Annotated in this window: 9 protein-coding genes; 7 read left to right on the top strand and 2 right to left on the bottom strand. The window is 71.3% G+C overall.

What is annotated here, in order from left to right; genetic code table 11:
- Positions 1-139 precede the first annotated feature (139 nt).
- Positions 140-1585 carry a transcriptional regulator PpsR gene (ppsR, locus tag MKK63_RS06500; protein ID WP_409564477.1) on the bottom strand — a complete coding sequence of 482 codons (1446 nt, stop codon included), beginning with the start codon at positions 1583-1585 and terminating at the stop codon, positions 140-142.
- Between the two features lie 31 nt (positions 1586-1616).
- The gene (locus tag MKK63_RS06495; protein ID WP_243999851.1) at positions 1617-2510 is read right to left on the bottom strand and encodes a B12-binding domain-containing protein; all 894 of its coding nucleotides are present in this window, start codon (positions 2508-2510) and stop codon (positions 1617-1619) included.
- 316 nt (positions 2511-2826) lie between these two features.
- Here MKK63_RS06495 and bchF point away from each other — a divergent pair, with 316 nt between their 5' ends.
- The 7 genes from bchF to MKK63_RS06460 are packed head-to-tail and all read left to right on the top strand — an operon-like array spanning position 2827 to position 13191.
- The gene (bchF, locus tag MKK63_RS06490) at positions 2827-3336 is read left to right on the top strand and encodes a 2-vinyl bacteriochlorophyllide hydratase (protein ID WP_243999849.1); all 510 of its coding nucleotides are present in this window, start codon (positions 2827-2829) and stop codon (positions 3334-3336) included.
- The gene (locus tag MKK63_RS06485) at positions 3333-4607 is read left to right on the top strand and encodes a ferredoxin:protochlorophyllide reductase (ATP-dependent) subunit N (RefSeq protein WP_243999846.1); all 1275 of its coding nucleotides are present in this window, start codon (positions 3333-3335) and stop codon (positions 4605-4607) included. Before bchF ends, MKK63_RS06485 begins: the two co-directional genes overlap by 4 nt.
- Positions 4608-4611: 4 nt before the next feature.
- Positions 4612-6204, top strand: a complete 1593-nt coding sequence (gene bchB / locus MKK63_RS06480) for a ferredoxin:protochlorophyllide reductase (ATP-dependent) subunit B (protein WP_243999844.1) — start codon at positions 4612-4614, stop codon at positions 6202-6204.
- Complete coding sequence (locus MKK63_RS06475) at positions 6194-9940, top strand: magnesium chelatase subunit H (protein ID WP_243999842.1); 3747 nt, start codon at positions 6194-6196, stop codon at positions 9938-9940. The genes bchB and MKK63_RS06475 overlap by 11 nt, the downstream gene beginning before the upstream one ends.
- On the top strand, positions 9937-10830 hold the full coding sequence (gene bchL, locus MKK63_RS06470) for a ferredoxin:protochlorophyllide reductase (ATP-dependent) iron-sulfur ATP-binding protein (protein WP_243999841.1): 894 nt from the start codon (positions 9937-9939) through the stop codon (positions 10828-10830). The genes MKK63_RS06475 and bchL overlap by 4 nt, the downstream gene beginning before the upstream one ends.
- A gap of 16 nt (positions 10831-10846) precedes the next feature.
- Positions 10847-11767: a magnesium protoporphyrin IX methyltransferase gene (gene bchM, locus MKK63_RS06465; RefSeq protein WP_243999839.1), complete on the top strand. Its 921-nt coding sequence runs from the start codon at positions 10847-10849 to the stop codon at positions 11765-11767.
- The gene (locus tag MKK63_RS06460; RefSeq protein ID WP_243999837.1) at positions 11764-13191 is read left to right on the top strand and encodes a BCD family MFS transporter; all 1428 of its coding nucleotides are present in this window, start codon (positions 11764-11766) and stop codon (positions 13189-13191) included. Before bchM ends, MKK63_RS06460 begins: the two co-directional genes overlap by 4 nt.

The raw sequence follows: 13191 nt of genomic DNA, 5'->3' as shown, positions 1-13191 counted from the left end.
CAATCCGCCTCCGGAACGCGCCGCATCCCCGCTCAGGCGGCGATTGCTCGGCCTCGGAGCGGGATCGCGAACGCGCCGAACCACGTCGCTAGCCTATCCCGCCTAGCGCCGTGTCGTCGGGAAAACGTGTCGGACCGGCTCAATCCGCCTCGACCGGCCCGTCGAGATCGCCGACGCCGTAGCGGCGCATCTTGGCGTAGAGGCCTTGCCGGCTCAGCCCCAGCATCTCGGCGGCCGAGGCCCGATTGTCCCGGGTGATGCGCAGGGCCGCCTCGATGCAGAGCTTCTCGATCAGGTCGGTGGTCTCGCGCACCAGCGTCTTCATCGAGACCCGGCCGACCAGCTCCGCCATCTGCTCGACCGAGCGCGGCACCTCCCGCCCCCCGCCGAATCGCCCTTCGGGAATCCGGCGCGGGGCCGGGCGGATCGCGAAGCCCAGGCAGGGGCGGGCGCCCGCCACCGAAACGGCCGCGACCTCGACATCTTCCAGGCCGCCATAGGCACCGCGGATGACCGTCGCGAAGCGCCGCACCACGCCGTGATCGCCCAGGGTCGCGAACAGGGCCTGCGCCTCGGTCTCGTCGCGGCCGAGCCAATGATCCACGGTGCGTCCGCGAACCTGCCCCTCGGTGGCGAGCTGGGTCAGTTCCAGGAAGGCGGCATTGGCGGTCAGGATCCGCCGGCTCGCGTCGGTGACCACGAAGCCCTCGGGCATCGCCTCGATCACCGCCTGGGTCGGCACCTCCTGACCGGAGCCGGCCTCGGCGGCGGCCGGATCGGCCACGAGCCGCATCAGGGCGCTGGCACCGCCCTCACCCCGGAACAGCGAGACCGAGACGGAGACCTCGCCGCGCCCGTGCGGCAGGGCGGCCCGGATCTCCCCGGCCTGCCCGGTCGCCCGCAGGGCGGCGAACTGCGCCTCCAGGGCCCGCGTGCTGCTGGCCTCGAACAGTTCGACCACGTCCTGGCCGGCGACCCGCTTGGCCGGACGACCGAGCAGCCGCGCGGCGGACGGGTTCGCCTCGGCGACCCGCCGGGTTCCGGCATCGACCACCAGCACCGGCTCGCCGGAGATCTGGAACAGGAGCCGGTAGCGCGTCTCGACCGCGCGCAGGCGCTCGTAATCCCGCTCCAGCGCCTGCTGGGTCTCCATCAGGCGGCGCTGGAGACCGGCCACCGCCCGCATGTCGCGCCCGAGCACCAGGATCGGGCCGCCCTCGGCCGGGCGGATCGAGGCGTAGCGGATCGGCAGGTCGATCCCGCTGGGGGAGGGGTGGTTGATCTGGCGCCAGCGGGTGATGCCCTCCGGCCGGGCGTCGCGCAGCAGGGCGTCGACCTTGGGCCTGCTCTCGACCGTCACGGTGTCGACCCAGCGTCGGCCCAGCCACCCAGGGATATTCTCCGCCTCGAGATCCGTCCCGATCGATGCGTCGCGGATCACGCCCTCGGCGTCGATCACGAGCGAGACATCGGAGGATGCCGCGACGATGCGCCCGACCGCCTCGCCGTTGAGGTGGCCGGCGACCTGGTCCAGCACCGCGGGTGATCCCGAGGAGATGAGGTGCGGCTGAAGCGTCACGGTCACCGAGATGTGATGAAGGTGGATGACAACCCTTTCAACAGGCCAATGCCTGCCTGTCCAGCAAAGCTTCCGCGGCGGCGGGTGCCGAGCACCCGTCGAGCGCGCAGGCGTCGGCCCCCACGAGGCCGGCCTCACCGCCGTGGCGTGTGAAATAGGGGCCCCCGACCAGCACGCGCACCCCCGGGTTCCGCGAGGCGCGCCGCACCTCGGCCACCGTGGCCGACAGGACGGGCAGGAGCACGTCGGAGGAGAGCGACAGGCCGACCACCTCGAACCAGTCGGTCGCCAGGAGCGCGAGGGGATCGAGGCCGGGCGCCGGAACCGCCGTGGTTACGTACCAGCCGGCCTCCCGGAAGAAGCTCGCGACGATCGACAGGCCGAATCGGTGCGTCTCTCCGGGGCAGGGCAGGAGCAGCACGCTGCGGCCGCCGATCGGAGCCGATTCGATCTCGAGCTCCAGGCAGAGGTGCCGGCTGATGGCCTGCAGCCGCCCGAGGCCCTCGGTCACGGCCAGGAAATCGCAGGCATCCTCCTCCCACAGGGCCCCGAGGTGCCGGGCCGCCGGGGCGAGCAGATCGAGGAGCAGACGCGCCAGCGGCAGGCCGCCATCCCGCAGGACCGCGATCTCGGCATCGAGATCCACCGGGCCGGGACCGAGGAGGAGGGCACTGAAGGCGGCGATTTCCTGCGGCGTCACCGCCCGGTCGGCCGGCGACCGGCGCCCGGCGCCGGGGCGGTGGGCCAGCATCAGCCGGGGGAGGATCTCGCCCTCGATCACCCGGGCGAGGGCATCCGGCCGCGGGCGCGGCGCCTCGGACCGCACGCGGGGCTTATCGCGGAAGACCGGCGAAACGTCGCTGACCGTGCCGCAGCCAGCTGCGATCGGTCCCAGTTCCAAACGCTCGCCGAAATGCCTCCAGTGTCCCATCGGCACCCTCCCTGAAACGGCCCCGGCCCGAGGAACCGGCAGCTCCGCTCGCGTCTTCGGGTGCGGGATTACTCGCCCGTCTATTCTTCGTCTTTGTCTTGCGCGGGACTCGATAGGCCAAGTCACCGGCGCGTCGCCGTGGGTCCAGACGATACGCTTCTTGACGAACTTGGCAATGATCTAAGACCAAGAAAAACGTCTTCTGCCTATGTCACGCCCAGAGAACGTCAAGCGCACTTGACACTTTGGGGGCCCCCGCCCTAGCCTCTGACAACGACGGAGCCCTAGGCGCCGCCGAGATCAGGGGGGCGGATGCATGGGTCACGAGGCCCGACCGGCACGACCGCTCTACACGCCTGCCGAGCGGCACCGGCGCGACGCATCCCCCTGGACCTTGGTGCAGGGCGTGCTGGCACCTCTCCAATTCGTGATCTTCCTGGCGAGCCTCGTGCTGGTGCTGCGCGCACTGGCGACCGGCGAGGCCGTCGCCGCCGCCGAGATCTCGGTCGTGGTGAAGACCCTGGCGCTCTACGCGATCATGATCACCGGCTCGATCTGGGAGAAGGTCGTGTTCGGCCGCTTCCTGTTCGCGCCGGCCTTCTTCTGGGAGGACGTGGTCAGCATGCTGGTGCTGGCGCTCCACACGGCCTACCTCGCCGCGCTCGCCACGGACGCCCTCGGAGGCCAAGCGCTGCTGATTCTGGCGCTCGCCGCCTACGCCACCTACGTGATCAATGCCGGCCAGTTCGTGCTGAAGCTGCGGGCCGCCCGGCTCCAGGGCAATCCCGGCCGCCGGCCGCCGCACCTCGCGGAGGCGCTGTCGTGAACGCGCCGGTCCCGCCCCCGACCGCCTGCGGCGGCATCGACCTGCATCAGGAACACGGCCAGCGCGCGGTGTTCTGCGGACTCACCGGCATCGTCTGGCTGCACCGGAAGATCCAGGACGCGTTCTTCCTCGTGGTCGGCTCGCGCACCTGCGCGCACCTGATCCAGTCGGCGGCCGGGGTGATGATCTTCACCGAGCCGCGATTCGCCACCGCGATCATCGACGAGCGCGACCTCGCCGGCATCGCCGATGCCAACGAGGAACTCGACCGGGTCGTGACCCGGCTGATCGAGCGCCGGCCGGACATCAAGCTGCTGTTCCTCGTGGGTTCCTGCCCGTCCGAGGTGATCAAGCTCGACCTGTCCCGGGCGGCCCAGCGCCTGTCGGGGCGCTTGAATCCCGTGCGGGTGCTGAACTATTCGGGCTCCGGCATCGAGACGACCTTTACGCAGGGTGAGGATGCCTGCCTCGCCGCCCTCGTGCCGGACCTGCCTCGCGCGATCGACACGGCCGCGCCGTCGCTCCTCGTGGTCGGCGCCCTGGCCGACGTGGTCGAGGACCAGTTCCTTCGGATCTTCGCCGCGATGGGGATCGCGGATGTCCGGTTCCTGCCCGCCCGCCGGGCCGGCGCGATGCCGGCGGTCGGCCGTGGCACACGCTATCTGCTGGCCCAGCCGTTCCTGGCCGACACCGCCCGCGCCCTCGAGGAGCGCGGCGCCCGCCGCCTCGCGGCCCCGTTCCCGCTCGGCGCCGAAGGCACCACCGGCTGGCTGCGCGCCGCCGCCGAGGCGTTCGGCGTCTCGGACGAAGCGTTCGAGGCCGCGACCGCACCGGGCCGCGCCCGCGCCGAGACCGCGCTGGCGCCGCTGCGCGAAGAACTCGGCGGCAAGCGGGTGTTTTTCTTCCCCGATTCGCAATTGGAGGTGCCGCTCGCCCGGTTCCTGGCGCGGGAACTCGGCGCAGCGCTCGTGGAAGTCGGGACCCCCTACCTGCACCGGGGGCATCTGGCCGCCGAGATCGAGTGGCTTCCCGCGGGCACGCGGGTGACGGAAGGCCAGAGCCTCGACGACCAGATGGACCGCTGCCGCGCGGCCCGGCCGGACCTCACGGTCTGCGGCCTCGGCCTCGCCAACCCGCTGGAGGCCGAGGGGTTGTCGACCAAGTGGTCGATCGAGCTGCTGTTCACGCCCGTCCAGGGCTACGAGCAGGCCGGCGACCTCGCCGAATTGTTCGCGCGCCCGCTCCGGCGCCGCGCCCTGCTGGAGGTGTAGCGCCATGCAGCTGACCCTCTGGACCTACGAAGGCCCACCCCATATCGGCGCGATGCGCATCGCCACGGCGATGACCGGCCTCCACTACGTGCTGCACGCGCCGCAGGGCGACACCTACGCCGACCTGCTGTTCACGATGATCGAGCGGCGCGATGCCCGCCCGCCCGTCACCTACACGACCTTCCGGGCGCAGGATCTCGGCCGCGACACCGCCGAGCTGTTCAAGACCTCGGTCTCGGCCGCCTACGCGCGGTTCCAGCCGCAGGCGATGATCGTCGGCGCCTCCTGCACCGCCGAGCTGATTCAGGACGATCCGGGCGGGCTCGCCAAGGCACTCAACCTGCCGATCCCGGTGATTCCCCTGGAGCTGCCGGCCTACCAGAAGAAGGAAAACTGGGGCGCCTCCGAGACCTTCTATCGGCTCGTCCGGGCTCTCGCCGGAGCCCCCGGTGCGCGCGCCGCGCGGGAGCCTGGGCGGCGCCCGCTCTGCAACATCCTGGGACCCACGGCGCTCGGCTTCCGCCACCGGGACGACCTGATCGAGATCCGCCGGCTGCTCGATTCGCTCGGGATCGACGTGAACGTGGTCGCGCCGCTCGGCGCCTCGCCCGCCGATCTCGGCCGGCTCAAGGACGCCGACTTCAACGTCGTGCTCTATCCCGAGACCGCGCGCTCCGCCGCGGAGTACCTGAAGAAGAGTTTTGGGCAGCCGTTCACGCACGTCGTGCCGATCGGCGTCGGCGGCACCCGCCGGTTCGTCGAGGAGGTGGCGGGCCTCGCCGGCCTCGATCCGGCACCGGTTCTGGATGGCCCCGGCTCGCGCCTGCCCTGGTACAGCCGCTCGGTCGATTCGACCTACCTGACCGGCAAGCGCGTCTTCGTGTTCGGGGATGCCACGCACGCGATCGGCCTCGCCCGGATCGCCGCCCGGGAACTCGGCTTCCAGGTCGTCGGGCTCGGCACCTACAGCCGCGAATTCGCCCGGGAGGTCCGCGCCGAGGCGGCCGAACTCGGTCTCGAAGCGCTGATCACCGACGATTACCTCGATGTCGAGGCGGCGATCCGCGCGGCGGCGCCCGAACTGGTGCTCGGCACGCAGATGGAGCGCCACGTCGCCAAGCGGCTCGGCATCCCCTGCGCGGTGATCTCCGCGCCGATCCACGTCCAGGATTTCCCGGCCCGCTACGCCCCGCAGATGGGGTTCGAGGGCGCCAACGTCCTGTTCGACACCCTGGTCCACCCGCTGATGATGGGCCTCGAAGAGCACCTGCTGGGCATGTTCCGGGAGGATCCGGAATTCCACGACGGCGTCGGCCCCTCGCATCTCGGCGGCACGCCGGTCGCCGCGTCGGCGCCTCAGGCCGCGCCAGCAACCGCGCCCGCACCCGAGGCTGCGCCGGCGCCGATCCATCTCGACCATCCTGTCGCGGTGGCGGTCGCCCCCTGGGCGCCCGAGGCCGAGAAAGAACTGAAAAAGATCCCGTTCTTCGTGCGCGGCAAGGCGCGCACCAACACGGAGCGATTCGCCCGTGAGCGGCAATTGCCGCTCATCACCCTTGAAACCCTCTACGACGCCAAGGCGCATTATGGCCGCTAGAGCGCACTCCGCCGGCCACAATGCCGGCCCGGCCAAGGCAGGCGCGTCACAGCGCCGGCCGCCGATCCGCGTCGTGATCGTCACCCTCGACAATCACCTCGCGAGCGCGGTCGAGCGGGCGCGCCTGCGGCTCCGCACCGAGATGCCGGGGCTGGTCCTGGGCTTCCACGCGGCGGCCGAGTGGGACAACAACCCCGCCGCCCTCGACGATTGCCGGGCCGACATCGCCAGCGCCGACATCGTGCTCTCGGCCATGCTGTTCATGGACGAGCATGTCCGGGCGATCCTGCCGGCGCTGGCCGCGCGGCGCGACGCCTGCGACGCGATGGTCGGCTGCCTCTCGGCCGGCGAGGTCGTGAAGACCACGAAGCTCGGCCGCTTCGACATGAGCGGCAACAAGCGCAGCGCCCTCGACTTCCTGAAGAAGCTGCGCGGCAAGCCGGGCCAGCAGGGCAATGCCGGCCGGCAGATGGCTCTGGTGCGCAAGCTGCCGAAGATCCTGCGCTTCATCCCGGGCTCGGCCCAGGACGTGCGCGCCTATTTCCTGACCCTGCAATACTGGCTCGCCGGCTCGGACGAGAACGTCTCCGCCCTGGTGCGCTTCCTGGTCCATCGCTACGCGGCGGGCGAGCGCGCCGCCTGGCGCGAGGGCCCGGCGGCGCCGGCGCCCCTCGATTATCCCGAGACCGGCCTCTACCATCCGCGCCTGCCCGGCCGGATCGGCGCCGACCTGGCGCGCCTCCCGCGCCAAGCCGGCACCCGGGGCCGCGTCGGCCTGCTGGTGATGCGCAGCTACGTGCTGGCCGGCAACACCGCCCATTACGACGGCGTCATCGCGGCCCTGGAGGCCCAGGGCCTCGACGTGGTGCCGGCCTTCGCCAGCGGCCTCGACAACCGCCCGGCCGTGGACGCCTTCTTCATGAAGGATGGGCGCGCCGGCATCGACGCGCTGGTCTCGCTCACCGGCTTCTCGCTGGTCGGCGGCCCCGCCTACAACGACGCCGCCGCCGCCGAGGCGATGCTGGCCCAGCTCGACGTGCCCTACCTCGCCGCCCAGGCGCTGGAATTCCAGACCCTGGAGCAGTGGGAATCGGGCGACCGCGGCCTGTCGCCGGTCGAGGCGACCATGATGGTCGCGATCCCCGAACTCGACGGCGCCACCGCCCCGATGGTGTTCGGCGGCCGCTCCTCGGCCTCGGGCAGCGACAACGCCCGGGACATGCGGGTCCACCCGGAGCGGGCCGCGCGCCTCGCCGAGCGGGTCGCGCAGCTGGTCTCGCTGCGCCGGACCCCGAAGGCCGCGCGCAAGCTCGCCGTGGTGCTGTTCAACTTCCCGCCCAATGCCGGCGCCACCGGGACGGCCGCGTTCCTGTCGGTCTACGCCTCGCTGCTCAACACCCTGAAGGGTCTGGCGGCCGACGGCTATGCCGTTGCGGTGCCCGAGAGCGTCGATGCCCTGCGCACGGCGATCCTGGAGGGCAATGCCACGCGCTACGGCACCCAGGCCAACGTCCACGCCCGCATCCCGGCCGAGGACCACCTGCGCCGCGAGACCTACCTCGCCGAGATCGAGGCCCAGTGGGGCCCGGCGCCCGGCCGCCACCAGACCAACGGCGCCGACCTGTTCGTGCTCGGCGCCCAGTTCGGCAACGTCTTCGTCGGCGTCCAGCCCGCCTTCGGCTACGAGGGCGACCCGATGCGGCTGCTGTTCGAGCGCGGCTTCGCGCCGACCCACGCGTTCTCGGCCTTCTACCGCTACCTGCGCGAGGATTTCGCCGCCGACGCCGTGCTGCATTTCGGCACCCACGGGGCGCTCGAATTCATGCCCGGCAAACAGACCGGCCTGTCCGAGGCCTGCTGGCCGGAGCGGCTGATCGGGGCCCTGCCCAATATCTATCTCTACGCCGCCAACAACCCGTCCGAGGGGACGCTGGCCAAGCGCCGCTCGGCCGCGACGCTGGTGTCCTACCTGACCCCGAGTCTTGCGGCGGCCGGCCTCTATCGCGGGCTGATCGACCTCAAGAGCTCGATCGAGCGCTGGCGCGGCCTCGATCTCGCCGCGATAGCCGAGCGCGGCACCCTGGCCAGCCTGATCCAGGAGCAGGGCGCGGCCCTCGATCTCGTGGCCGCCACGCCGGCCTGGACCGGCGACCTCGGCGCCCGGGTCGGCGACCTCTGGTCGGCCGTGCAGGAGCTGGAACAGACCCTGATCCCGCACGGGCTGCACGTGGTCGGCGACGGTATGCCGGCGGAAGAGCGGATCGACATGCTGCTCGCTTTGGCGGAGGCCTCGCACGGCCTGGTGCCGGAGCGGGCCGGGATCGCCGCGCTGGTCGACGGTGCAGGGATCGAGGCGGTCATCGCGGCCTCCGGGCTGCCGGCGGATGCCGAGACCCGGGCCGCCTTCGCGAGCCTCGCCGAGACCGACCGGCTGCTGGCCCGCGACCACGAGGTTCCGGCGCTGCTGCGGGCGCTGGACGGCCGCTTCGTGCCGCCGGTGGCGGGCGGCGACCTGCTGCGCAACCCCGCGATCCTGCCGACCGGCCGCAACATCCACGGGTTCGATCCCTACCGCCTGCCCTCCGCCTTCGCGGTGGCCGACGGCGCCCGGCAGGTGACCCGCATCCTCGAACGCTTCGCGGCGGACGGGAAACCCTGCCCGGAGAGCGTCGCCCTGGTCCTGTGGGGCACCGACAACCTCAAGAGCGAGGGCGGCCCGATCGCCCAAGCGCTGGCGCTGATCGGCGCGAAGCCCCGCTTCGACGGCTACGGCCGCTTGAGCGGCGCGGAGCTGATCCCGCTGGAAACCCTCGGCCGCCCGCGGATCGACGCGGTGGTCACCCTCTCGGGCATCTTTCGCGATCTGCTGCCGCTCCAGACCAAGCTCCTGGCGGAAGCCTCTTTCCTCGCCGCCACGGCCGACGAGCCCCTCGAAACAAACTACGTCCGCAAGCACGCCCTGGCGATCCAGGCCGAGCACGGCTGCGATCTGGAGACCGCGGCGCTCCGCGTGTTCTCCAACGCCGAGGGTGCCTACGGGGCCAACGTCAACCACTTGGTCGATTCGGGCAATTGGGACGACGACGCGGAACTCTGCGAGACCTTCTCGCGCCGCAAGAGCTTCGCGTATGGCCGCAACGGCCGCCCGGCGCCGCAGCGGGCCCTGATGCAGGCGGTGCTGGCTTCCGTCGACATGGCCTACCAGAACCTCGACTCGGTCGAGGTCGGCGTCACCTCGGTCGATCACTACTTCGACGGGCTCGGCGGCATGGGCCGGGCGGTGGCCCGGGCCAAGGGCGAGTCGGTGCCGATCTACATCAGCGACCAGACCCGCGGGGAGGGGCGCGTCCGCTCCCTGGAGGAGCAGGTGGCGCTGGAGACGCGCACCCGGATGCTCAACCCGAAATGGTACGAAAGCCTGCTTGGCCACGGCTACGAGGGCGTCCGCCAGATCGAGACGCATCTCACCAACACGGTCGGCTGGTCGGCCACCGCCAACGCGGTCCAGCCCTGGATCTACCAGCGGATCACCGAGACCTACGTGCTCGACCCCGCCATGCGCGAGCGCATGGCAGCCCTCAACCCCACCGCATCCGCCAAGGTCGCCCAAAGGCTGATCGAGGCGCACCGCCGCGGCTTCTGGACCCCCGACGCAGAGATGCGTGACGCCCTCGATCGGGCCGAGGAGGAACTGGAAGACCGTCTGGAAGGCGTCACCACAGGAGTGGCCGCATGAACATCGCGATCCGCAATCCCGTCCTCGCCCGGAAAGAAGAGGGGAGCGTTCAAGTCGAACTCGATCCGGACCTGAAGATCGACACCGCCAAGGTCTTCGCGGTCTACGGCAAGGGCGGGATCGGCAAGTCGACCACCTCGTCGAACCTGTCGGTGGCGTTCTCGAAGCTCGGCAAGCGGGTGCTGCAGATCGGCTGCGACCCCAAGCACGACTCGACCTTCACGCTGACCAAGCGCCTCGCCCCCACGGTGATCGACGCGCTCGAGGCGGTGAACTTCCACTCGGAGGAGCTGCGGGTCGAGGATTTCGTGGTCGAGGGCTACAACGGCGTGATGTGCGTCGAGGCCGGCGGCCCGCCCGCCGGGACCGGCTGCGGCGGCTACGTGGTCGGCCAGACGGTGAAGCTCCTGAAGGAGCACCACCTCCTGGAAGACACCGACGTCGTGGTGTTCGACGTGCTGGGCGACGTGGTCTGCGGCGGCTTCGCCTCGCCGCTCCAGCACGCCGACCGGGCGCTGATCGTCACCGCCAACGACTTCGACTCGATCTTCGCGATGAACCGGATCGTGGCGGCGATCCACGCCAAGGCGAAGAACTATCCGGTGCGGCTCGGCGGCGTCATCGCCAACCGCTCGGCCAAGACCGACGAGATCGACCGGTTCAACGACGCGGTCGGCCTGAAGCGGCTCGCCCACTTCCCCGACCTCGACATCGTCCGCCGCTCGCGACTGAAGAAGTCGACCCTGTTCGAGATGGAATCCTCGCCGGAACTCGACGCCGTGACCGCCGAGTACATGCGGCTCGCCGAGACGCTCTGGGCCGGGGGCGAGCCCTGCGCGGCGATCCCCATGAAGGACCGCGATCTGTTCGAGTTCCTCGGTTTCGATTGAGTTTGGGGTTCGATCGATGGCCAGCGCCAGCTACGATGCCCGCCGGGGTGAATTGACCACCTACTTCGACCGCACCGCGGTCGATGCGTGGTCGCGCCTGACCTCGGACGCCCCGGTGAGCCGGATCCGCGCCACGGTGCGGGCCGGGCGCGACGCCATGCGGGCGACGCTGCTTTCCTGGCTGCCCGCCGACATGACCGGCCTGCGCCTGCTCGATGCCGGCTGCGGCACCGGGGCGCTGAGCGTCGAGGCGGCGCGCCGCGGCGCCGAGGTGGTGGCCATCGACGTCTCGCCCACGCTGATCGGCCTGGCGCAGGAGCGGCTGCCGGAGATTTCCGGCGCGGGGCGCATCGATTTCCGCGTCGGCGACATGCTCGATCCCGGTCTCGGCCGGTTCGATCACGTGGTGGCGATGGATTCGCTGATCCATTACCGCGCCGCCGACATCGCCCGGGCGCTGGCGGCTTTGGGCGCGCGCACGGACGGCTCGATCCTGTTCACCGTGGCGCCGCGCACGGCGCTGCTGACCGTGATGCACGCGGCCGGACAGTTCTTTCCGCGGGGCGACCGCTCGCCGGCCATCGTGCCGGTGACCGAGCGTGGGCTGCGGCGGCGGATTTCCTCGGAACGGGCCCTCGACGGCTTCGTCTGGGCGCAGAGTCACCGGATCAACAGCGGCTTCTACCTGTCGAACGCGGTGGCGCTGACGCGCACTCTCCCTCCCCCCTCTGCGGGGGAGGGTACCCTGCGCAACAGGGGGGGAGAGGGGAGCGACGGCACAGGAAAAGGCCCCAGGCTTCATGAAGGCCGCGACTCTTCTGGAAGCCGCGCTCCCCCCTTGCGGGACATCGTCCCGACCCGACCCCCGCTGACGCAGGGGCCACCCTCCCCCGCAGAGGGGGGAGGGGGTGCAGCGGCGACCGGGGTGCCGCAATGAGCCCCGCCAAAAACCTCACCCGCGCCCTGATGCGTCTCGGCCCGGCGATCCTGCCCTTCGCAGATGCCGCCACGGTCGAGCTGCCGCTGGGCCGGCTGCTGCGGCTGGCCCTGTTCCAGGTCACCGTCGGCATGGCCGCGGTGCTGCTGATCGGCACCCTGAACCGGGTGATGATCGTCGAACTCGGCGTTCCGGCCTGGATCGTCGCGATGATGCTGGCCCTGCCGCTGGTCTTCGCCCCGTTGCGGGCGCTGGTCGGCTTCCGGTCGGACACGCACCGCTCGGTCCTGGGCTGGCGGCGGGTGCCCTATATCTGGTTCGGCACGCTGCTCCAGTTCGGCGGGCTGGCGATCATGCCGTTCGCCCTGCTGATCCTGTCGGGCGACACGACCGGTCCGCTCTGGGTCGGCGACCTCGCGGCGGCGCTCGCCTTCCTGCTGGTCGGCGCGGGCCTGCACACCACCCAGACGGTGGGCCTCGCGCTCGCCACCGACCTCGCCCCCGCCCATGCCCGCCCGAAGGTCGTGGCACTGCTCTGTGCCGCGCTCCTGTTCGGCATGATGGCGAGCGCGGTGCTGTTCGGGCTGTTCCTGGCGCACTTTTCCGCGGTGCGCCTGATCCAGGTGATCCAGGGGGCGGCGCTCGTCACCATCATCCTCAACGGCTTCGCGCTGTGGAAGCAGGAGCCCCGCGACACCAGCCGGAACCGGGACGCGCCGCAGCGCGACTTCCACGCCTCCTGGCGGGCCTATGCCGGGGAGGGCACCGCCCGGCGCCGCCTCGTGGCGATCGGCCTCGGCACGGCGGGCTTCTCCATGCAGGACATCTTGCTGGAGCCCTATGGCGGCCAGATCCTGCACCTCTCCGTGGGGGCGACCACGGCGCTGACCGCGCTGCTGGCCGCAGGCGGCGGCCTCGGCCTGCTGATCGCGGCGCGCTGGCTCAACCGGGGCGGTGACCCGTTCCGGGTCTCAGGCGTCGGCGTCGGGATCGGGATCCTGGCCTTCTCGGCGGTGGTGTTCGCCGCGCCCTTGGCCTCGGCCGACCTGTTCGCCGCGGGTGTCAGCCTGATCGGCCTCGGCGGCGGCCTGTTCGCCCACGGCACGCTCACCGCCTCGATGAACCGCGCCGGCCCCGAGGATACCGGGCTGGCGCTGGGCGCCTGGGGCGCCGTGCAGGCGACCGCGGCGGGCCTGTCGATCGCGGCCAGCGGCCTCGTGCGCGATGTCGGCGGCGCCATCGCCCAGTCGGGGGTGCTCGGCGAGGGCATGAACGAGCCCGCCATCGGCTACCTCATCGTCTACCACATCGAGATCGCCCTGCTGTTCGCCGCGCTCCTCGCGCTCGGGCCGCTGGTGCGTGAGGACGCGCGTGCGCAGACACGCGATCGGATGACCGGCAATCTCGCCGGCCGGACAGCCTGA

The sequence above is a fragment of the Methylobacterium sp. J-088 genome (genome assembly GCF_022829295.1).
Taxonomy (GTDB): domain Bacteria; phylum Pseudomonadota; class Alphaproteobacteria; order Rhizobiales; family Beijerinckiaceae; genus Methylobacterium.
Note: the sequence above shows the minus strand (reverse complement) of the source record. Positions and strands in the feature narration are given on the sequence as shown.

Coding starts and splice junctions, on each gene's coding strand:
- bchB (WP_243999844.1), top strand. CDS start 4,612: ATGCAGCTGACCCTCTGGACCTACGAAGGCCCACCCCATATCGGCGCG.
- MKK63_RS06475 (WP_243999842.1), top strand. CDS start 6,194: ATGGCCGCTAGAGCGCACTCCGCCGGCCACAATGCCGGCCCGGCCAAG.
- MKK63_RS06460 (WP_243999837.1), top strand. CDS start 11,764: ATGAGCCCCGCCAAAAACCTCACCCGCGCCCTGATGCGTCTCGGCCCG.
- bchL (WP_243999841.1), top strand. CDS start 9,937: ATGAACATCGCGATCCGCAATCCCGTCCTCGCCCGGAAAGAAGAGGGG.
- MKK63_RS06495 (WP_243999851.1), bottom strand. CDS start 2,510: ATGGGACACTGGAGGCATTTCGGCGAGCGTTTGGAACTGGGACCGATC.
- bchM (WP_243999839.1), top strand. CDS start 10,847: ATGGCCAGCGCCAGCTACGATGCCCGCCGGGGTGAATTGACCACCTAC.
- bchF (WP_243999849.1), top strand. CDS start 2,827: ATGGGTCACGAGGCCCGACCGGCACGACCGCTCTACACGCCTGCCGAG.